Annotated in this window: 19 protein-coding genes; 10 read left to right on the plus strand and 9 right to left on the minus strand. The window is 63.1% G+C overall.

The features are described 5' to 3' along the window. Positions 1-80 precede the first annotated feature (80 nt). On the plus strand, positions 81-548 hold the full coding sequence (locus tag CXQ94_RS13610; RefSeq protein ID WP_104091122.1) for a hypothetical protein: 468 nt from the start codon (positions 81-83) through the stop codon (positions 546-548). A 48-nt stretch (positions 549-596) separates the two neighbouring features. Here the strand turns inward: CXQ94_RS13610 and CXQ94_RS13615 are convergent, their stop codons facing one another. Then, positions 597-1,355, minus strand: coding sequence for a class I SAM-dependent methyltransferase (locus tag CXQ94_RS13615; RefSeq protein ID WP_104091123.1), 759 nt, complete (start codon positions 1,353-1,355; stop codon positions 597-599). An 85-nt stretch (positions 1,356-1,440) separates the two neighbouring features. Here CXQ94_RS13615 and CXQ94_RS13620 point away from each other — a divergent pair, with 85 nt between their 5' ends. The 4 genes from CXQ94_RS13620 to CXQ94_RS13635 all read left to right on the plus strand — a co-directional run bounded on the left by CXQ94_RS13620 (position 1,441) and on the right by CXQ94_RS13635 (position 4,990). Further along, a complete protein-coding gene (locus CXQ94_RS13620; RefSeq protein WP_104091124.1) occupies positions 1,441-2,055 on the plus strand; it encodes a nucleoside triphosphate pyrophosphatase in 615 nt (204 codons plus the stop codon). A gap of 241 nt (positions 2,056-2,296) precedes the next feature. Further along, positions 2,297-2,740 (plus strand): hypothetical protein, encoded by a 444-nt coding sequence (locus CXQ94_RS13625; protein WP_104091125.1) that lies wholly within the window; start codon positions 2,297-2,299, stop codon positions 2,738-2,740. Further along, the gene (locus CXQ94_RS13630) at positions 2,737-3,069 is read left to right on the plus strand and encodes a transcriptional regulator (RefSeq protein ID WP_104091126.1); all 333 of its coding nucleotides are present in this window, start codon (positions 2,737-2,739) and stop codon (positions 3,067-3,069) included. Before CXQ94_RS13625 ends, CXQ94_RS13630 begins: the two co-directional genes overlap by 4 nt. Positions 3,070-3,187: 118 nt before the next feature. Next, positions 3,188-4,990 (plus strand): biotin carboxylase N-terminal domain-containing protein, encoded by a 1,803-nt coding sequence (locus tag CXQ94_RS13635; RefSeq protein WP_104091127.1) that lies wholly within the window; start codon positions 3,188-3,190, stop codon positions 4,988-4,990. 259 nt (positions 4,991-5,249) lie between these two features. Here CXQ94_RS13635 and CXQ94_RS13640 read toward each other — a convergent pair whose 3' ends face one another. Both CXQ94_RS13640 and CXQ94_RS13645 read right to left on the minus strand, forming a co-directional pair. After that, positions 5,250-6,659 carry an MFS transporter gene (locus tag CXQ94_RS13640; RefSeq protein ID WP_104091128.1) on the minus strand — a complete coding sequence of 470 codons (1,410 nt, stop codon included), beginning with the start codon at positions 6,657-6,659 and terminating at the stop codon, positions 5,250-5,252. Between the two features lie 203 nt (positions 6,660-6,862). Then, positions 6,863-8,290: an NAD(P)H-quinone dehydrogenase gene (locus tag CXQ94_RS13645; RefSeq protein ID WP_104091129.1), complete on the minus strand. Its 1,428-nt coding sequence runs from the start codon at positions 8,288-8,290 to the stop codon at positions 6,863-6,865. Between the two features lie 84 nt (positions 8,291-8,374). On the opposite strand from CXQ94_RS13645, the gene CXQ94_RS13650 reads away from it, so the two are divergent. Beyond that, positions 8,375-9,190: a purine-nucleoside phosphorylase gene (locus tag CXQ94_RS13650; protein ID WP_104091293.1), complete on the plus strand. Its 816-nt coding sequence runs from the start codon at positions 8,375-8,377 to the stop codon at positions 9,188-9,190. A 63-nt stretch (positions 9,191-9,253) separates the two neighbouring features. Here CXQ94_RS13650 and CXQ94_RS13655 read toward each other — a convergent pair whose 3' ends face one another. Next, positions 9,254-10,096: a type IV toxin-antitoxin system AbiEi family antitoxin domain-containing protein gene (locus CXQ94_RS13655; RefSeq protein WP_104091130.1), complete on the minus strand. Its 843-nt coding sequence runs from the start codon at positions 10,094-10,096 to the stop codon at positions 9,254-9,256. Between the two features lie 263 nt (positions 10,097-10,359). Here CXQ94_RS13655 and CXQ94_RS13660 point away from each other — a divergent pair, with 263 nt between their 5' ends. The 3 genes from CXQ94_RS13660 to CXQ94_RS13670 all read left to right on the plus strand — a co-directional run bounded on the left by CXQ94_RS13660 (position 10,360) and on the right by CXQ94_RS13670 (position 13,171). Next, positions 10,360-12,102: a phospho-sugar mutase gene (locus CXQ94_RS13660; protein WP_258067097.1), complete on the plus strand. Its 1,743-nt coding sequence runs from the start codon at positions 10,360-10,362 to the stop codon at positions 12,100-12,102. 58 nt (positions 12,103-12,160) lie between these two features. After that, positions 12,161-12,862 carry a deoxyribose-phosphate aldolase gene (gene deoC, locus CXQ94_RS13665; protein ID WP_104091131.1) on the plus strand — a complete coding sequence of 234 codons (702 nt, stop codon included), beginning with the start codon at positions 12,161-12,163 and terminating at the stop codon, positions 12,860-12,862. Positions 12,863-12,946: 84 nt separating this feature from the next. Then, positions 12,947-13,171 (plus strand): hypothetical protein, encoded by a 225-nt coding sequence (locus CXQ94_RS13670; protein WP_104091132.1) that lies wholly within the window; start codon positions 12,947-12,949, stop codon positions 13,169-13,171. A 68-nt stretch (positions 13,172-13,239) separates the two neighbouring features. Here CXQ94_RS13670 and mfd read toward each other — a convergent pair whose 3' ends face one another. Continuing rightward, the gene (gene mfd, locus CXQ94_RS13675; protein ID WP_104091133.1) at positions 13,240-16,893 is read right to left on the minus strand and encodes a transcription-repair coupling factor; all 3,654 of its coding nucleotides are present in this window, start codon (positions 16,891-16,893) and stop codon (positions 13,240-13,242) included. A gap of 183 nt (positions 16,894-17,076) precedes the next feature. Between mfd and CXQ94_RS13680 the strand changes: the two genes are divergently transcribed. Further along, entirely contained in the window at positions 17,077-17,580 is a 504-nt protein-coding gene (locus CXQ94_RS13680) for a DUF2505 domain-containing protein (RefSeq protein WP_104091134.1), read from the plus strand. 96 nt (positions 17,581-17,676) lie between these two features. Here the strand turns inward: CXQ94_RS13680 and CXQ94_RS13685 are convergent, their stop codons facing one another. From CXQ94_RS13685 to CXQ94_RS13700, 4 genes are all read right to left on the minus strand, one after another. After that, positions 17,677-18,501, minus strand: a complete 825-nt coding sequence (locus tag CXQ94_RS13685; RefSeq protein ID WP_181034220.1) for a response regulator transcription factor — start codon at positions 18,499-18,501, stop codon at positions 17,677-17,679. 157 nt (positions 18,502-18,658) lie between these two features. After that, a complete protein-coding gene (locus CXQ94_RS13690; RefSeq protein WP_104091136.1) occupies positions 18,659-19,642 on the minus strand; it encodes a hypothetical protein in 984 nt (327 codons plus the stop codon). Next, positions 19,639-20,517: a hypothetical protein gene (locus CXQ94_RS13695; protein WP_104091137.1), complete on the minus strand. Its 879-nt coding sequence runs from the start codon at positions 20,515-20,517 to the stop codon at positions 19,639-19,641. Before CXQ94_RS13695 ends, CXQ94_RS13690 begins: the two co-directional genes overlap by 4 nt. Beyond that, complete coding sequence (locus CXQ94_RS13700) at positions 20,514-21,125, minus strand: signal peptidase I (RefSeq protein WP_258067080.1); 612 nt, start codon at positions 21,123-21,125, stop codon at positions 20,514-20,516. The genes CXQ94_RS13695 and CXQ94_RS13700 overlap by 4 nt, the downstream gene beginning before the upstream one ends. Positions 21,126-21,132 lie beyond the last annotated feature (7 nt).

Genomic DNA, 21,132 nt, shown 5'->3' on the forward strand with positions numbered 1-21,132 from the left:
GCGTCGGCCATGTACACCCGCCTCGCTGGCTGCCAGAATGAAGGGTGACGACCCCGCCAAAGGCAGAGGGAGGAAATGTTGTGACTGAAGACCCGCAGGCCCGCCAGGACCTCAGTGCACGCATTCATCAACGCAGGGCCAGCGTCCTGGCATTTCTGCGCACGGCCCGGCCCCGCAGGAACCGGCTCACCAACATCAGCATTGTCGGCAGTGCTCTCGCAGCTGTCCTGACTCTGGGGCCTGCCGTCGGTGGAACCAGGTTCACCGGCGCCGTGCAGGGCATCTTTTCCTTGCGTGATGACTCAACCGTCTGGCGCGTTCTGTGCCTGGCAGCGGTGATCTTGTCCCTGGCAGCGGCGTTGGCCACCAATCTGGCTAATTCGCACTCGCTTGCGCAGCAAGTATCAGCGGCCGAGGCCTGCAGCGCGGAACTGGACGGACTCGAGTCCGCCCTGCAATTCGGGCACCTGCCCATCGATAATGCGGTGGAAATGTATCGTCAATATGTGGCCAAGGTGTCGTTCATAGACGATGCGTCATCGCATTAGATGTGCCCGCCAAAAGCTGTGCCTCTGCACCCTCGCGCTTGAAAAGTGTTACGGCTTGCGGGCCTCGATCAAGAAACGCGTGGTGGTGGCGCTGAACTTGCCGTCGCGTTCAATGATCGCGTGAAGTTCACGCAGCTTGCCCTCGTACTCTGCAACCGAGAATCCGGGAACCATCCAAATGACCTTGCGCAGGAAGTAGATGACTGCACCAATGTCGTAGAACTCTGTTCGCAGGGAAGCCGTTTGAAGACCGAGAACTTCCAGTCCGGCAGCGGTTGCATCAGTGACGGCGTCGTCCCAGTGCCGGCCCCGGCGCACATGTTCAGGCTGGGGGCCGAGGAAGAATTCCACGAGTTCAAAGACACTCGCAGGACCCACCTGCTGGGAGACATAAGTGCCACCGGGCGCCAGGACGCGGTAGATCTCATCCCACCATGCCTTGACGGGGTGACGGCTGGTGACCAGGTCAAATGCGTCGTCTGCAAACGGCAGTGGCGGCTCGTCATTGTCCGAAACCACCACAATGCCTAAGGGGTGCAAACGGGCGGTCGCCACTGGCAGGTTGGGCGGCCAGGCCTCGGTTGCCACAGCCAAGTGTGGAATCACCGATGCCCCAGCCAGAAACTCTCCCCCGCCGGTCTGCAGGTCCAGCGACGCTGTGGCGGCTGCCATCCGGGCCGCCATGACGCCCTGGTAGCCCCACGGCGGCCGCTCTTCCAGCGCCCGACCATCCAACCAGGAAAAATCCCAGCCATCCACTGAAACGGTGGTTGCCTCGGTAACGAGTTCCTCAAAAGTTCTCTGCATCGACTAAGGCTAGCGCGAGGGGCCCGGGCGAGCGAAGCCAGGCCAGGGAGCGGGCTGGCCGCTGTGCGCCGTCTAGGCTTGGTGCATGACCTCCCCAGCCTCGCTCATCCTTGCCTCCGCCTCCCCCTCCCGCACCAAATTGCTCTCCGACGCCGGAATCCGGCACAGCATCCTGGTCTCGGACGTTGACGAGGACGCCGTCACGGCCGCCGCTGGCCCCGTCAGCCCTGCTGAGACCGCGCTCCTGCTGGCCCGCGCCAAGGCCGAGTCCGTTGCCAGAGGTGTCGCCTGCTCCCTTGTGCTGGGTTGTGATTCCGTTTTTGAATTTGGTGGTGAGCCATATGGCAAGCCCTGGGAGGCCGACGTCGCCCGCGAACGCTGGCAGTTGATGCGTGGCAAGTCTGGGGTGCTTCATACCGGGCACTGGCTGATCAACGCCACCTCCGGCGAGGCTGTCGCGCACGGGGAAGTGACCAGCGCAGTGGTGCACTTTGAGGACGTCTCCGACGCCGAGATTGACACCTATGTGGCCACTGGCGAGCCACTGCAGGTTGCCGGTGGCTTCACAATCGATGGCCTCGCAGGGGCGTTCATCACTGGCGTCGATGGCGATCCGCACACAGTTGTTGGACTGTCCATTTCCACCTTGCGCCGGCTGCTGGCTAAAACCGGGGTGTCTATCACCGCACTGTGGGCCTAGCCTCTGAAGTCAATCCGCTATGCGCGGTACCTTCGGCTAGCTCTGCGCATAGCGGACCGGTACTTTCCCTATGCGCAATGGCAGCCACCCTGGACTGCGCCAGTGACCGCGCTGCGCCATCCTCCACACTCCGTCGCACGCATAAGAAACTGTTCTTCGGAAACTACTTGACGCAATGGAAAGTACTTTCATACACTGATGTCATCATCGTTCCACAAAAACATCAGCGAGAGGCACCAAAATGAGTCAGCACAACAGCACCCCGTCCGCTGCAGAAGCGCAGGAACTCCTCGCCAAGGCGCAGGACATCGGCGCGAAAGCCATCAGCTCAGCGGGCTGGCCCACCGCCATGGTGTTCAACTCCTTCGCCATCCTTGGCTCCATGCTCATGATCGGTTTCCAGATCGTCGCCCACACCGGCTACGGCGCCCCTCTGCTGGCCATCACGGCGGGGGTCTGGTTTGCCGTTACCGGCTCAACCTGGTCGTTGATGCACCGCACCACCAAGGCCGGATTCTCGAAGCGCTTCGGCACCTCGCTCGCGGCATACATGGGCCTCTACGTGATTGCCATCTTCGTCGGCGCGTACGGTTTTCCGAACGGCAATCTGGCGTACTACCTGTCAGCAGCAGTCGTCCTCGCCGCCGTCGGACTGGCCGCAGCGTTCCGTGAGCTGCGCGCATGAGCCCCGACCCAGCAGTGGAGCAGGGCCAGCACCCCCGCCATGAATTGAGCGAGATCCTGCATCAACCGGTGCGGTTTTCCATCACAGCGGCACTGGCCCACGCGGAGACCACAGACTTCAAGGACCTGCGCAACACCATCCAGGTCAGCGATTCCGTCCTCAGCAAGCAGCTCTCAACGCTTGAAAAGGCAGGGTTTGTGGAGATCAAAAAAGCCTTTGTGGGCAAGTTTCCCCGAACCTCGGTCAAACTCACCGCCGCAGGGAAAACCGCTTGGACCAGTCATCTGGACACCCTGCGGCGGATCGCCGGCGACGCTTCGGCCCCCTAGAGGTAGATTTTGTAGGAACCCCACAAAAGAAGCCGGCTTCACACGCCGAAACAGCATCATGTGTGGGCTAAACCCTCACAATCGCGCTAGGCTCACTGGAGAATAGAAGGAGTCTCGTGTGACCAACTCACAGCCCGCCGGTGCAAACCAGCTCACCAAAGTCCTGATCGCCAACCGCGGCGAAATTGCCGTCCGTATCATCCGGGCGGCCCGCGACGAGGGCATTGCCTCCGTGGCTGTGTACGCGGAACCCGATAGGGACGCCCTGCATGTGCGCATGGCCGATGAGGCTTTCGCCCTGGGCGGCACCACGGCCGCAGACTCCTACCTGGTGATGGAGAAGATCCTGGATGCCGCGAAGCGCTCCGGTGCCGACGCCATCCACCCGGGTTACGGCTTCCTGGCCGAAAACGCAGAGTTCGCCCAAAAAGTGGTCGACGCCGGACTGACCTGGATCGGCCCCTCGGCCGCCTCCATCGCAGCACTGGGCGATAAAGTCCAGGCCCGCCACATTGCCGAAAAGGTTGGCGCGCCGCTGGTTCCCGGTACAAAGAACCCCGTGGCGTCCACGCAAGAAGTTCTCGACTTTGCCGACGAGTTCGGCCTGCCGCTGGCCATCAAGGCAGCCTACGGCGGCGGCGGGCGTGGCATCAAGGTGGTCCGCAGCCGCGAGGAAATCCCCGAACTGTATGAGTCCGCAGTCCGCGAGGCCGTCGCAGCCTTTGGCCGCGGCGAGTGCTTCGTGGAACGCTTCCTCGACGCACCCCGCCACGTGGAAACCCAGTGCCTGGCAGATGCGGCGGGCAACGTCGTCGTCGTCTCGACCAGGGATTGCTCGCTGCAGCGCCGCAACCAAAAACTGGTTGAAGAGGCCCCAGCCCCGTTCCTGACCGAGGCGCAAAACGCCCAGCTGTACGCCGCCTCCAAGGCGATCCTGATCGAGGCCAACTACCAAGGCGCCGGCACCTGCGAGTTCCTGGTGGGCACCGACGGCACAATCTCCTTCCTGGAGGTCAACACACGCCTGCAGGTGGAGCACACCATCTCCGAGGAAGTCACCGGGATCGACCTGGTCCGCGAGCAGTTCCGCATTGCCCGCGGCGAGGAACTCGGCTACGGCGACCCCGAAGTCCGCGGCCACTCCTTCGAGTTCCGCATCAACGGGGAGGACGCCGGCCGCGGCTTCATGCCAGCCCCCGGCACCGTGACCAGCATCGCCCTCCCCTCCGGCCCCGGCGTGCGCGTCGACTCCGGGATCGTGGCCGGTGAGGTCATTGGCGGGAACTTCGACTCCATGCTGGCCAAGTTGATCGTCACCGGTTCCACCCGCCGCCAGGCCCTGCAGCGCGCCAGCCGCGCCCTGTCGGAAATGGAAATCGGGGGCATGCCCACAGTGCTCCCCTTCCACCGCGCAGTGGTGGTGGACCCCGCGTTCGCCCCCGTCGACGACTCACCCTTCACCATCCACACTCGCTGGATCGAAACCGAGTTCAACAACACCATCCCCGCTTTTGACCCATCAACGGCCGCCGGGACCTCGGACGACGCCGGCACTCGCCAAAGCGTGACCGTCGAGGTTGGCGGTAAGCGGCTTGAGGTGACGCTCCCGGCGTCGCTGTCCGTGGGCAACGGCTCCAGCCCGGCAGGCGCTAAGAAGGCGAAGAAGGCAGCTCGTGGCCGCAGCGGGGCTCCGGCTGCCGCCAATGGCAACGCGCTCACCTCCCCCATGCAGGGCACTATCGTCAAGGTTGCCGTGGCCGACGGCGACGTCGTGGCCGAGGGTGACCTGATTGTGGTCCTGGAAGCCATGAAAATGGAGCAGCCGCTCACGGCGCACCGTGCTGGAACTGTCACGGGGCTCAGCGCCGCCGCCGGGGATACCGTCTCGGCCGGCGCCGTGTTGGCCACCATCGAGGACTAGTCCCCACCCGCATCGCCAAAAAGGCCTCCCGGACCAGTGGTCCGGGAGGCCTTTTTTACATGGGCCCACGCGCCCGAGGGGCCCCAATATGGCTCGCTCCAGCGAGCTTTTTTGGGTAGGGCGTTTGGGCCCACGCGCCCGAGGGGCCCCAATATGGCTCGCTCTAGCGTTCTTTTGTAGGGAGGGCGATTGGGCCCGCGCGCCCGAGGGGCCCCAATACGGCTCGCTCTAGCGAGCTATATTGGGGAGGGCGTGGGGATCAGCTGACGTTGGAGTTGTAGTCCAGATCTCGAGTTTCCTTCATGATGAGCAGGGCAACCAAGGTCAGCACCGCCATAACAGATAGGTACACACCGACCAGGATGGGGCTGCCATTGGCGGCCTGCCACAGGGCCACGGCAATGAAGGGCGCCACGGCAGCGCCGAGGATACTGGCCATGTTGTAGCTGATAGCCGAGCCGGTGTACCTCACGTTGGTGGGGAAGAGCTCTGGCAGCAGTGCACCCATCGGGCCGAACGTCAGGCCCATTAGGGTGAAGCCAACGATGAGCAGGGCCATGACGCCAACCAGGCCACCACCGAGGAGCGGCACGAAGAGCAGGCCGAAGGCGATGATGCCGCCCGTCACCCAAAGCAATGTCTTGCGGCGTCCAAACTTTTCCGCCAACGGGCCCGAGACCAGCGTGAAGATGCCGAAGAACACCACACCCACAATCAGCATGACCAGGAATTCGTTGCGCGTGTAGCCCAGCCCGGGAACCCAGCTGGCAATGGCGTCGGCACTCATGGGTTTACCGGCGGCTACAGCCTTGGCCTTGGCAGCCTCAATCGTGGCTGGCGCCGTGCCGTAGGACAGCGTGAACGTCGTCATCAGGTAGAACAGCACGTACGTTGCGAGCATGACGAAGGTACCCAGGATCAGTGGGCGCCAGCTGGTCTTAAAGACGCGGCCCACGGGGAGCTTGGACACTTCACCCTGGTCGATGACCTTCTGGAAAGCCGGGGTTTCCACCAGCTTCAGGCGAACATAAAGGCCGACGATGACCATGACCGCGCTGAGCAGGAACGGAATGCGCCAGCCCCAGGCAGTGAATTGTTCGGTGGTCAATCCCAGGCTCAGCGCCAAGAAGATGCCGTTGGCGAGGATGAACCCGATGGGGGCACCCAGCTGCGGGAATGTGCCGTAGATGGCGCGCTTTCCTGCCGGCGCATTTTCGGTGGCCAGCAGCGCGGCGCCACTCCATTCCCCACCCAGAGCCAGGCCCTGCGCGAATCGGAACACCACCAGCAGCGCCGGCGCCCAAACCGTCCAGCCCGGAACCAGGGCCGTCGGCAGGCAGCCAATCAGGAAGGTCGCGATCCCCATGGTCAGCAGGGAGGCCACCAGGGTTCCCTTGCGCCCCACCTTGTCGCCAAAATGCCCAAACACGATCGAACCAAGGGGGCGGGCGATAAACGCCACCCCGAAGATCGCGAAGGAAGCCAGCAAGGCGATGCTGCCCTCGGCGTTGGGGAAGAAGAGTGATGGGAAGACCAGCACGGCCGCCGTGGCATACACGTAAAAGTCGTAGAACTCGACGGTGGTGCCAATGAGGCTGGCAACAATGACTCGGCCTCGACTGTTTGCTTGTGGAATCTCCACAGTCTCCGCTTTTTGGGGAGTGCTCATGGTGGCGACTTTCTCTAGGGGCCCTGTCAGGCGTCGGTACATCAAGACAGGGCGACGGCGGTGCACGGTGATGCCCGTCAACCCTACCCAAGGCGTCCACCTGTTGGACAGCGACCGCCACCATGTGGACATTTTCGCCGCGGGCGGGATGCAAAAAGGACCTCCGCCCCAGTGGCGAAGGTCCTTTTCACGCTGCGCGGGAGTTACATGTGGGTGTGGAGGCGGCGGGCCGCTTCGGCGATAGAGCCCGACAGCGACGGGTACACCGTAAAGGTGTTGGCGACGTCGTCCACGTGCAGCTTTTGCGTGACGGCCAGGGCGATCGGGAAGATCAGCTCACAGGCGCCTGCGCCGACCACAACGCCACCAATGACGGTGCCTGAGCCCTTGCGCGCAATGATCTTGATGAAACCGTCATTGACGCCGCGCATCTTGGCCCGCGCATTGGTGTGCAGGGACAGCTTAATGACGTCGCCCTGGTACTTGCCGGAGGCCAGGTCGGCTTCCGAGACACCCACCGAGGCAATTTCGGGGGACGTGAAAATGTTGGAGGAAACCTGTGTCAGCTTCAGCGGGCGCACACCGTCGCCGCCCAGGTGGGCCACCGCAATGCGGCCCTGCATGGCGGCCACTGATGCTAGGGCAAACACGCCAGTGCAGTCACCGGCCGCGTATACGTTGGGCGCGCTGGTGCGGGAGACCCCGTCAACCTTGATGTGGCCGCTGGAGGTGACCTCAACCCCGGCAGCCTCCAAACCAATGTCTGTGGTGTTCGGGATGGAACCCACACAGACCAGGCAGTGCGATCCAGTGACCTTGGAGCCGTCGCCCAGGGTGACAACCACGCCGTCGGCCGTGCGCTCCACAGCCTCGGCACGGGACTTGGACAGCACGCGTAGGCCGCGGCGGGCAAAGACGTCCTCCAGCACGGCGGCGGCGTCGGAATCCTCACCCGGGAGCACCTGCTCGCGGCTGGAAATCAGGGTGACCTTGGAGCCCAGGCCGTTGAAGGCGGAGGCGAATTCGGCTCCGGTGACGCCGGAACCCACCACAATGAGCTCCTCGGGCAGCTCTTCAAGATCGTAGATCTGGGTCCAGTTCAGGATGCGTTCGCCGTCGGGCTGGGCCGTGGCAAGTTCGCGCGGGTGGGCACCCACGGAGACCAGGATGGCGTCGGCCTTGATGATTTCCTTGGACTCGCCGCGGTCCACTTCAATGGTGCGGTTATCCAACAGTCGGCCGGTGCCAATCACAATCTTCACGCCCACGGCCTCGAGTCCGTTGCGAATATCCGTTGACTGTTCCCGGGCAAGGCGCATGACTCGTTCGTTGATGTGCTTGAGGTCTGCACGCATGACGGTTTTGGGGTTGCCCTCTGCGGCTTCGAAGCTCACACCCAGCTCGGTGGAATCGACACTGCGGTTCATGGCCTCGGCCACGGCGATCAGCGACTTGGAGGGGACCACATCAGTGAGGACGGCCGCGCCACCCAATCCGGCACGCTCCACAATGGTCACGGACGCACCCATCGAGGCGGCCACCATGGCGGCTTCATAACCGCCTGGCCCACCACCAAGGATGGCTAGGCTGGGAAGGGCAAAGGGCTGAAAGACATCTTGTTGGCTCGTCACAATTGTTCATTCTTCCCTAGCTTGCGCTAGGCACCAACTTATCCTCGCGTGTACGCGGGCGGCCCGTGCCTGTATGTTGAATTCGTGAATAATCTTCCTTCAGTAACTGACCCCGCCGAGCTGGCCCGAGAGGCCGCCGAATACATTGCCGAGCACACGGGTGTGCCCAGCCACGATCTGGCAGTAGTACTGGGTTCCGGCTGGGGTGACGCCGCAGGGCTCATTGGCCAGGTCACTGCAGTGGTGAACGCCGCCGACGTGCCAGGGTTCTCCGCTCCCGCAGTTGTAGGCCATACCGCCACGCTGACCTCCATCCGCACCCCTGCCGGAAAGAACGTGTTGGTGCTTGGCGCCCGCACTCATTTTTATGAGGGCAAGGGTGTGCGGGCCGTAGTCCATGGCGTCCGCACCGCGGCAGCGTCCGGGGCCAAGACCCTGGTCCTGACCAACGGCTGCGGCGGGCTCAATGAGTCGTGGGCACCGGGTACGCCAGTTCTTATCAGTGACCACATCAACCTCACGGCCGCTTCTCCGTTGGAAGGTGCCACGTTTGTGGACCTGACCGACCTGTACTCCCAGCGGCTGCGGGCGGTGGCCCGTGAAGTGGACCCGTCGCTGGCCGAGGGCGTATACGCGCAATTTACCGGACCTCACTACGAAACCCCGGCCGAGGTGCAGTACGCCAAGCGGATCGGTGCAGACCTCGTGGGAATGTCCACCGCACTGGAGGCCATCGCAGCCCGGGCCGCCGGCATGGAAGTCTTCGGCATCTCGCTGGTGACAAACCTTGCGGCCGGAATCAGCCCCACCCCGCTCAGCCACGCCGAGGTCATCGAGGCCGGCCAAGCCGCCGGGCCCCGGATCTCCCGGCTGCTGGCGGACATCCTCGCGAAGCTGTAACACCGTCCGGTTCTGCGCCGCGCCCGCGTCGAGCGTGGCGCAGAACAGTGTTATGCGCCGCCGTCACCGCGAGCGCGGCGTGGAACGGATCATGGCCAGCGCCTGTGACACCCAAGCCATCATGACGTCCGGATGGTAGAGCACCACTTCGCCAGGAATCCGTAGCCGCCAGACGCCTCGAAGCACGTACATGGTGTCCCGCCGCAGGTCTTCCCTCCAACCGTTCTCGGTGTCGTGGAACCGTTTCCCATCGGCTTCGATGCCGAGGACGCCGTCGACCAGCAGATCCAGATGCCCGGCATCCCGAATATATGCCTGCCCCTGCACGTTGTGCCCGGCCTTTTTCAGGTGATACCTGCCCGCAGTTTCGGTGATTGCCATCGATTGCGGATCGATGGTCTCCACCAAGGCGCGTGCCGCATTGTCGCCCCGCTTGGTGAATTCGCTTTGAAGGTCATTGATGGTGCATATCTTTGCCACCACGGCCGATTCAAGGATGATGAGCCCTTCCAACTCGGTGCCACACGCCACGCACTGGCGCAGGATCCCCATCAGGGTCTGCCCGCCAGAATGTTTGTGCACCACACACCCGGGAATCGGGCGGCCGTGGGCAGCCGCCACGTGAACGCTTTCCGGCTCGCGCAATTGCCACAGACCCAGTTCCGAAACCTTGCTCAGGCACGTCCGCTGAGCTTGATGCCTGGCTAGATAAATGTCTTGGGTGCTCACGCCCGGCACTGCGTAGTGGCCACGCGCCACCTGGATCACGGATCCTTGCTGCACGGCTATCCTGATTTGCCGTGTGGAGATCCCCAGTGCCAGCAGATCGCGCTGCCGGGCAACTGGGCCGAACCTCGAAATTGCGGTAGGAACGGAGGCAATTTTTGCGCTGGTTGGTGAGTTCATGATTCCAGAGTGAACCGAAAACGGCATCGGTCGCAGCCCCTTCTCTCCCTTTGTGAACAGCCCGGTCTTGGCGCGCCTTGTGGAGGGCTCAATGCCCCGTGCCGTTCTGCTCCACGCCCACTTCGACGGCGGTGCACAACAGTGTTATGCGCCACCGTCGTGGCCTGCACGGCGCATATTGGGCCTCCTGCGGTTACATTTATCTGGTGAGACACTCTTATGACACCAGCTCCGAGTCCAACGCCGCACTCGAAACCGAAGCCCTGAAGGCCGCAGCCGGGCAGTGGGCCAGCCACGACCCCGACCCCGCAACGGCTGCACAGCTGCGGGCCCTGGCCGCCGATCCGGAGGCCGCGGCTGAGCTCGCGGACAGCTTCGCGGCCACCCTCCAATTCGGCACGGCCGGCCTTCGCGCTGCCATGGGGCCGGGCCCCAACCGGATGAACCGGGTGGTGGTGCGTCGGGCCGCCGCAGGCCTGGCCGCCCACCTGCTAAATCTGGCACAGGGAAACGGTACCGAATCCCCCTACGTTCCCAGGGCGGTGGTGGGTTTTGATGCCCGCCACAACTCGGATATCTTTGCCCAAGAAACGGCCGCCATCTTTACCGCTGCCGGCATCCAAACATTCCTTATGCCCAGCGCCTTGCCCACTCCCGTGCTTGCTTACGCCGTACGGGCGTTGCACTGCGAGGCCGGGGTCATGGTGACGGCCAGCCACAACCCGCCAGCGGACAACGGCTACAAGGTGTACCTAGGGTCCCGGGCCGTTGCACCGGAAGCCAACGGCGTTCAGATCGTAGCCCCTCACGATGCCCTGATCGCCTCGGCCATCGACGCGGTATCGGCCACCCCCGACGCCGGCGACACCTCGGCCATCCCGCTCGCCACCAGCGGCTGGAGCGTCATTGGCAAAGACCTGACCGAGGACTACATCCGCGCGGTAAGCCAGCTGCGCGATCCCGCCGCGTTCCCTGAACGACAGCTGCGCATCGTGCACACTTCCATGCACGGTGTGGGCCACGAAACTGCGCTGGCCGTGCTGCACATGGCGGGATTCACGGATATCCACGCCGTGCCGGAACAATCCGCCCCCAACCCGGACTTCCCCACGGTATCTTTCCCCAACCCCGAAGAACCCGGGGCCATGGACCTGTCGTTCGCCCTGGCACACGCGGTGGGTGCCGACGTCGTCCTGGCTAATGATCCCGACGCCGACCGCGCAGCCGTGGGCGCCTTGGACCCTAGCACCGGCCTGTGGCGAAAGCTTCACGGCGACGAGGTAGGCGCTTTGCTCGGCGCACACCTCGCAACCCGATTGGGTAAGGCAGGACATTCAACGACGGACACCGCAACAGTGCCGCCGGTGTTCGCCAACTCTATTGTCTCCTCGCGGCTGCTGGCCAAGATTGCCGCCTCTGCCGGGTTCAACCATGTACAAACCCTGACGGGCTTCAAGTGGATTTCCCGGGTCCCCAACCTGAGCTACGGCTACGAGGAGGCTCTGGGCTACTGCGTCGCCCCTGACCTGGTGCGAGACAAGGACGGCATTTCCGCTGGACTGCTGATCGCCGAAATGGCCGCCGATCAGAAAGCCCAAGGGCTCACGCTTTTCGACGCCCTGGATGACTTGGCCATGGCCCACGGACTTCATGCCAGCGACCAGATGAGCGTAAGGGTCACCAGCCTGCCTACCCTGGAAACGCTCATGGCGGGGTTGCGGCGAAACCCTCCCACCGAATTCGCCGGCTCCACAGTGGTTCAATTCACCGATCTGTCGGAGGGGACGCCCGAGCTGCCGGCCACCGACGGCCTGCTATTTTTGACCGAGGACGCAACGCGAGTCATCGTGCGCCCCAGCGGCACGGAGCCGAAGTTGAAGTGCTATGTGGAAGTCTTGGTACCTGTCGCGGACCGCAAGGCTCTGACCGCCGCCAAGGCCACAGCCCAGAAGGCATTGGCTGCCGTGGCACACGATCTGAAGGTGGCCCTGGGTATCGACGCATGAGCCGAGCCACTGTGGCACCATAATATCTAACGATTCATCGGACCAAGAAAGGCCCACCATGACTGAGCGCACCACACCCCAGGACGCCCATCCCGAACTCGCCGCTTTCATCGACCACACGTTGTTGAAGCCCGAAGCGTCCCGCGCGGACATCCTGCGCCTGTGCCAGGAAGCCGCGCAGCACCACTTCAAATCCGTTTGCGTGAACCCGGTGTGGGTGGAAACGGCCAAGCTGGCGTTGCGCGGCACTGGCGTTCTCACCTGCACCGTCATTGGTTTCCCCTTGGGCGCCCACAACACCGACGTCAAGGTTTTTGAGGCACGCGGCGCCACCATGGACGGCGCCGACGAGATCGACATGGTCATCAACATTGCCGCCGCACGCGCCCTGGACAAGGAGTCGCTCATCAGCGACATTTCCGCCGTTGCCGAGGTTGTTCATGGCGAAGATTCCCTGCTGAAGGTCATCATCGAAACATCGTTGCTCAGCGACGCGGAAAAGGTACTGGCCTGCCAGGCCGCAGTTGAAGCCGGCGCCGACTATGTGAAGACCTCCACGGGCTTCAACGGCGGCGGCGCCACCGCCTCAGACGTTGCCCTGATGCGCCAAACTGTAGGCCCCACCCTTGGCGTGAAGGCCTCCGGCGGGGTCCGCACACTGGAAGCTGCCCTGCAAATGATCGAGGCCGGGGCAACCCGCATCGGCACCAGTTCCGGCGTTGCCATCGTCACTGGCGCTCAAGGCACGGCTTCATACTAAAACGTACTAGGATCGTGGGTAGATAAGAGCGCCGGACCCCAAGGCGCACCCATCCAGTTCCCCGTTTTGGGGTGAGGAGGACCTGTGTCCAACAACGGCTACCGCGGCGAGAATAATCTTGTCCAGTCAATCATCATGTTCGTCATTTTCTTTGCCCTGTTCCTGGGTGGCATCTTCGCCATGTCCTTCTGGAGCCTGGAAAGCTTTGCCCACGCCTTTGTGCCCGGCGCCATCGGCCTTGGCCTGGTTTTCTTGTCCCTGGTGATCCCCCTGACGTGGATCGGACGCTCCAACTCCGCCGGCGAGTAAGCCCGGCCAAAAGAAAGTCCTGCGGTAAATGATCAGTCATTTACCGCAGGACTTTCTTTTGTTTATAGCTAGGCCGACGGCGCCGGGGCCGTCTCGAAAATAGCCTCCAGAACGCCCTGCGCCCAGGTGAGAACCTCGGCGTCGGCCAAGTCCCGGCCGCCGATCCTGGCGGTCTTCGGCTTGGGGATCAGGATCGAGTTCAGGGCAGGCTTCACCAACGAGCCGGGGTACATGCGGTTCAGGCGCATCTCCTTGGACTCGGGCAGCTCGGCCGGGGCGAACTTGATGAAGTTGCCCTGCAACGCCACATCCGTGAGCCCAGCCGCCCTGGCATGGACCTTGAAGCGGGCCACGGCAATCAGGTTCACGGCGGCGGGAGGCAGCTCACCGTATCTGTCTACCAGCTCGGCAACGACGTCGTCGATCTCCGTGAGCGTGGTGGCGGCGGCAAGTTTCCGGTAAGCCTCAAGACGCAAGCGCTCCCCCGGCACGTAGTCGTGCGGCAGGTGGGCGTTGACAGGAAGCTCGATCTTCATCTCGGCGGCGCGTTCCTCGCCGTCACCACGGTATTCGGCCACGGCCTCGCCTACCAGGCGGATGTACAGGTCAAAACCGACGCCCTGGATGTGGCCGGATTGCTCCCCGCCCAGCAGGTTGCCGGCACCTCGGATCTCGAGGTCCTTCATGGCCAGCGCCATGCCGGCGCCGAGTTCGTTGTGCGTGGCAACGGCCTTGAGGCGTTCCAGGGCTACCTCACCAAGGGGCTTGTCCGCCGGGTACAGGAAGTAGGCGTAGGCGCGTTCGCGGCCACGTCCCACGCGTCCGCGCAGCTGGTGCAGCTGTGAGAGTCCGTAGTTGTTGGCTTGTTCCACGATCAGAGTGTTGGCGTTGGAGATGTCCAGGCCGGTTTCGATGATGGTGGTGCACACCAGCACGTCGAAACGCTTCTCCCAGAAGTCAACAATGATCTGCTCCAGCCGGGACTCGCTCATCTGGCCGTGGGCCACGGCCACGCGGGCGTCCGGCACCAGCTGTTGAATGTGCGCGGCCGTGCGCTCAATCGATTTAACCCGGTTGTGCACGTAAAAAACCTGGCCCTCACGCATGAGCTCGCGCCGGATGGCGGCACCCACCTGCTTGTCGGTGTAACCGCCCACATAGGTCAGCACGGGGTGGCGTTCCTCAGGCGGGGTGGCCAGCGTGGACGTTTCCCGGATGCCCGTCATCGACATTTCCAGCGTGCGTGGAATGGGCGTGGCGCTCATGGCCAGCACGTCAACGTTGGTGCGCATCTTCTTCAGCGCTTCCTTGTGCTCCACACCAAAGCGCTGCTCCTCATCCACGATCACCAGGCCCAGGTCCTTGAACCCAAAGTCCTTCGACAGCAGCCGGTGCGTTCCAATGACCACGTCCACGGAACCTGTCCGCACGCCCTCCATGATCTCCTTGGATTCCTTCGCGGTCTGGAAGCGCGACAGCGCGGCCACACGGACCGGGAACCCGGAGAAGCGTTCGTTGAACGTCTCATAGTGCTGTTGAGCCAGCAGTGTTGTGGGCACCAGAACTGCTACCTGCTTGCCGTCCTGCACAGCCTTGAACGCGGCCCGCACAGCGATCTCGGTTTTGCCGTAGCCCACATCGCCGGAGATCAGCCGGTCCATGGGAACTTCCTTCTCCATGTCGGCCTTGACCTCGTTGATGGCCACCAGCTGGTCCGGAGTTTCCACATAGGGAAACGCCTCCTCCAATTCGGCTTGCCACGGCGTGTCGGGCCCAAACGCAAACCCCTTGGACGCCATGCGCGCCGAATAAAGCCGGATCAGCTCACCGGCAATCTCCTTAACAGCCTTGCGGGCCTTGCTCTTGGTGGCCGCCCAATCGGAGCCACCCATCTTCGAGAGCGCTGGCGAGTCACCGCCCACATAGGCCGTCACCTGATCGAGCTGGTCGGTGGGCACAAAAAGCCTGTCCCCGGGCGCACCACGCTTGGACGGCGCATACTCGAGCACCAGATATTCGCGCAGGCCAACAGCCCCACCCACACCAGCCCCGGCAACCTTGCGCTGAATCAGCTCCACGAACTTGCCCACACCGTGCTGTTCGTGGACCACGTAGTCGTCGGCCCGCAGCTGGAGTGGGTCCACCACGTTCCGGCGTTTGGAGGGGAGCTTGCGCATGTCCTTAGTGGAGACGGCGGACGCCCTTCCCAGAAGGTCGGCCTCCGTCAGCAGTCCCAACTTCAGCGAATCAAGCACAAAACCGCGTCCGACGTCGGCCGTGGTCACCTCGATGATGCCGGGCTGTGGCTTCGCATCCAAGGATTCCACGCGCGACGCCGGGATGTTGGCTTCGTGGAAAAGTTCCGCCAGGCGCTGGGCCGGGCCAGGGCCCTCGGTGGCCACCACCACACGCCACTGCTCTTTCACCCGGGAGCCAATGAATTCCATCATTTCGGCCACATCGCCGCGGTAGCCGCGGGGTTCGCGGGCGTGCAGGTTCACCACGTCCAGTTCGGGCAGCAATTCCTCATCCTGCGCCAGGGAGTTGATGGACCACCAGCCCACACCATCGGACAGGGCCCCATCACGGGTTTGCGCCAGCGACTTGAAGCCGCCAGCAGCCAGGTCAATGCCATGGGCGGCCAAATCGGAGGAGGCCAGGTCCAGGGGTGCGGTGCCGCCGTCGGACGCGGTGGACCAGGCGGCCTCCAGGAACTCCTCGTTGGTGGATTCCAGGTCGTGGGCGCGGGCCCGCACTTTTTCCGGTTCCAGCACCACAGCCAGGGAGCCGGAGGGGAACAGCGACGTCAGGGCCACCATGCCATCCACCAGGGCGGGGGCCAGGGATTCCATGCCTTCCACAGCGATGCCGCCGGCAATCTTTTCTAGCATGGCAGCGGCTGAGGGCATTGAGTTCTTCAGTTTTGCGGCCCTGCCCATGACGGTGGGGGTAATCAGAATTTCCCGGCATGGTGGCGCATAAAGCTCGGTGGGGTGGGAAATCTCGCCCTTCACCGAGGTCAGCGAGCGCTGGTCCGCGATGGAGAACCAGCGCATTGCATCGACCTCATCGCCGAAGAACTCGATCCGCAACGGGTGGTCCTCGGTGGGCGGGAAGACGTCCAGGATGCCGCCGCGTACGGCAAATTCGCCACGGTGCGTCACCATGTCAACCCGGGCGTAGGCGGCGTCTGCCAGCTGTTTGACCAGTTCGGTGAAGCCAACCTCTTCCCCGACTTTCACGCGAACCGGAACCAGCTCGCCCAGTCCCGCCACGATCGGCTGCACCACAGCCCTGATGGGTGCCACCACCACGCGAAGGTGGTTCCCGGCGTCGTACTCGGGGTGGGCCAGTCGGCGCAATACGGCAAGCCTGCGGCCCACGGTGTCGGAGCGGGGTGACAGCCGTTCGTGGGGCAGGGTCTCCCAGCTGGGGAACTCGGCCACCGTATCGGCGGGGAGGTAGGACCGCAGGGCGGCCACTGTGTCCTCGGCCTCGCGCCCCGTAGCAGTAATGGCAAGCACGACGCCGGTGTGCCCGGGCGCGCCGCCGGCGTCGGTGAGTCCATCGGCGACCTCTGCCAGCAGCACCGCGCGCATGCCGGCGGGGGCGCTGAACTGCAGGTCTGTGCTGCGGGTCGCGGCGTCGATAGCGGCGTAGCCGCGCACTCTTGCAAAGAGGGGATCCTCGGCCAGGGCAGAACGCAAACCGTCTAGACTCATGGGTGTTTCTCTCCTCAGCGCCTGAGCGCGACCTTACTGGCGAACATTTTCCCCGTGCAGGGAACAACACGAAAGCCCGGAATTCGTGAAGTGAATGCCGGGACTGGTTTTCAGTTTACTCCGGCGCCAGCACGCCTTGCTATCCTATTGTCTAGCCCCCACCTCCCCAATCTGTAAGGAATCATGGCACTCACCGCATCAACCACCCTGTCCGCCAACGCACAGCGAGTCACCGATGTCTTCGCCAATGAGGAATTCATCAAGCACGTCAGCACCACTGTCGGTGGAGAGCTGAAGTCGTTCGAGATCAGCGGGCCCACCACCGGTGCGTTCTCCACCAAGACGGTGCGCACCCTGCCCACCACCCGGATGCCCGAAATCGCCAGGAAGGTTGTTGGGGCCACCCTGACTGTCACCCAGCTGGAGCAGTGGAGTGCCCCGGCGGCCGACGGTTCACGCAGCAACACCATCAAGCTCACGGTTGCCGGGGCCCCCTTGGATGTTGCCGCCACCCAAAAGTTGACCGCAACAGCCGATGGCACCCTCGTGGAACTGACGGGCGAGGTCAAATCTTCCATCCCGTTCCTGGGCGCGAAGATCGCCAACGCCGCCGAGCCCGTCATTGGCAAGGCCCTGAACCTGCAGGCAACACTTGCTCAGGAATGGCTGGACAGCCACGCGGCCTGACACCATCGTCCTGTTATGCGCCACGGTCGCTGCGAGCGTGGCGCATAACACTGTTCTGCGCCACGGTCATTGCGAACGTAGCGCATAACAAGTCGCTTAGTGAACCAAGCGGTAGCCCACACCCCGGACGGTCTTGATCCAGCGCGGGTTCCGCGGGTTGTCCCCCATTTTGCGACGCAGATTAGCCATATGCACCTCAATGGTCCGTTCATCGCTATCGCTAATGAATGAGCCGACGTCGTATTCCTCGCCCCGGAGCCGGCGCACCAAATCTGATTTGGTGCGTACCTGCCTGCCGCTGTCGATGAGTGCGTGCAGCAGATCAAACTCGCTGCGGGTAAGTTCCAGCTCGTTGCCGTCCACTTTGGCGCTGCGGTGCCCGCTGTCAAAGATCAGGCCGTCATAATTCTGCGGGCTAGGGGCGGCATCAGTGCTGGCTGCGGCCGGAACTGGCGGCTCGACCAGCGTTTGCAAGGACGGCGTGCGCAAAGATGGCAGCGGCACCGGCACAATCTTGACTGTGTCCGGCGTGTGGGACGCGTCAGCAGTTATTCTGGGCCGTCGCATCATGGCGCTTATTCTGGCTCGCAGCTCACGTGGGCGAAAAGGCTTGGTCAGGTAGTCATCGGCACCGGTTTCCAGGCCCAATAACGTGTCCATCTCATCGGCGCGGCCCGTCAGCATGATGATGTAGGCATCACTGAATAGCCTGATTCTCCGGGCCACCTCGAACCCATCTATGTCCGGCAAGCCCAGATCAAGCGTCACGATGGCCGGGTTGTTGGCCTTGACAGCCTCCACCCCTTCGGCGCCGCTACTGGCGGTGTGGACGTCAAAACCCGACTGGTTCAAGATGACGCTGACAAGTTCCCGAATATCCTGGTCATCTTCGATGATGACCGCCACACGAGAATTGTCCACTTTTACCTCACTAAATTTACTAAGACCAACAAAACGCCAGCGGGCTGGGATCAATTCGGATCCCGAGGCCCCGCATATACCCCCAGTATGGCATCTTCGGCAGCATCAAAAGTGTGGTTCGTCTCGTTAGTGAGTCTAAATTCAAGTTCCTGGTCCGTCAGGGGGCTGTGGTGTCCCAAATCGTGAAGTCATTGGCCTGGTACTGGACAACCTTGTAAATGGGGTCGCCAGCTTGGCCCCCGTTCATCGGTATGACGCGCAATAGGTATTGACCGAAGTAATCTCCGGAGTTGGTGACATTTCCCCATTCGTTTCTCACCCTCGGCGGGAAGACGAGGGTGGCACCCAAGGTACTCGTGGTGAACTCCGCCCCGTAGCTGGAGGTCTTGGATTTTATGCTCACCACATAGCTTGTGGCTTTGGGGGCTGCAGCCCAGTTAAGGATGAGAATGTTGTCGTTGGGGGCGGGAGCCACCGGCGCCGTACTGAACGCGAACGCGCCGAGTGGAGACTGTCCATCGCCACTGGCGAAGAAGCAGTTGGCCGTCAGTTGTTCCGAGTGTTTGAAGGTCCGGTAGACGGGGTCCCCTGCCACCGTGCCATTCATTGGCTGAATCCGGATGATGTAGTTCCCGTAGGCTGCGGGTGTCCTGTCAAACCTGAAGGTGACCGTATTTTTGGTGACCGTTTGCGTCTGCGGGGTTCCGTACCCGGAGTCACTGCTGCTCAATGACACCACGTAGCTGATGCCGTTGGCCGGGTCCCTATCCCAGTCGAACCTAAACTGGCCAGAACTGCCCAGGGCACCACAGCTAACATTCTCCGCATTCAATTTCGAAGGCCGGGTCGCAATGACCGGATTAGCCACAATGTTCCGCCCATCGGCGGGCGGCGGCGTAGGTGTTGGCGTGGGTGTTGGCGTGGGGCTTGGAGCCGGGGCCGCCCCCGCCGTGATGTCGATGGTTGCCGTGGCGCTTTGGTTCCAATTTGCCATCGCAACACCACCGGCGCCCATGGTCACCACCAAGACAAAAGCGGCCGCGGCTACGGTGAAGCCGGGCATCTGCCGCAGACGTCGAAGCCAACGCCCGACCGGCCCGTTCGGCAGGCTTTTGCGTTCCTGCGGTTCTTGAGGGCTCATCGAGTCCGTCTCCTAAGTGAGATCACCATGTAGGTGCCTGCGCTGAGTATCAATAGCCACGGCCACGGGCTGCGGTCATTGGCTTCCACATTACTTTGCAGCAATGGAGCAACGGACCATTCCCGCTCCGGGCCAGCCTGGTCCCGGGGCCCTTGCTCAAGGTTGCCCGGATCGTCAGGGGATACGGAGTCGCCAGCCGAGCCTGCAATCACGTTCCCGACGGCGGGAGCTCCCGCCGTCCCGCCGGTGATGGGTGCGAAGCTGGCAGAAACGTCCGCCGGAAGTGACCCCGTGCCAGCTCCGCAGGCATTGACGGTCTGTCCGCCGTCGTCCCCTTGCAACAGGAATACCAAATCAAAGTTGGATTTCTGATTCCGGGTCGCGTTGGGGGCCTGCAGTACCAGGGTGAGGCCCAGGTCAAGGCGGAGGGTTTCGCCTGGCGCCAGCGCCCAATCTTCAACGAATGGGCTGCAGGCACCGGGCCCGGGCAGAGCGCCCAGATTCGTACTGCGATGGCCGGAGTGGGCTTGCAACTGCAAGTACGCCGGCAAGACTGCGCTGTCTATCCGGTCCGTATTCCCAACACCCACCGATAGCACGGTAGCGCCGCCGCTGGCATTGCGAACCCAGATCGTGCCGTGCCGTGACTCTCCGGGAACAAAACCGCTGGTGTCTCCGAGGATTCCCGCCACCAGGCCCGTGCTGTAGTGGACGCCGTCGCCGCTCAGCTCCAGAAGTGTGCCGGTCTCCTCATTGGCCGACGCTGGCGCCGCAAGGAGCATTGCCGTTACGGCGGTGGCCGCCGTCAGGGCCATAGCCAGACGTGCCAAGGAACCCCGGACCGTGGACCACGATCGGGGAGTGCCGTTGGTCATAGGGCGTGCCGGGCCTTGGTCCGTGAACGCTTCTTCTCCAATGTCCCGGTGACCATGGTCAGCGCACCAAATCCGAGGAAGCCCACGGCAATGATGGGCAGCAACGCCCCCCGTTCCTGGCCAGCGGCGTGGGCTGCGAAGCCAACATACGGAATCGCATAAAGCAGCTTGCCTTTGACCTGCACTTCTTTGACGGGTGCCGCATCCGCAAGCGAGTTGTTATCACCCTTGGTGGTGAGGGTTCGTTCGCCCTCCTGGTTGACTCCCACGGCAATGATTCGGTGCGAGATGACGGCCGGCTTGCCGGACTCGATCTGGTACGTGACCACGTCACCGACGCGAAGGTTGTCGAAAGGAGTGGGCCTGACCACCAGGAAGGAGCCAGGCGCGTATTTCGGAGCCATGGAATTGGTCAGCACCGTGTAGGTTTGCGATCCGGTCGCCAGGGGAACAACCACCATGACTAGCGCACCGAAGGCCGCAACGAGCAACAGCAGATACGACACTGCTCGGCCCATCTTGCGAACGATTCCGCCGGGGCGTTGCGACTGGGCAATGACCGCATTGCTGGTCTCTGCAGGGGCGTTGGCTTCAGTGATAACAGGCACGGTGTTC

Source organism: Arthrobacter sp. GMC3, from assembly GCF_002929305.1.
Lineage (GTDB): Bacteria > Actinomycetota > Actinomycetes > Actinomycetales > Micrococcaceae > Specibacter.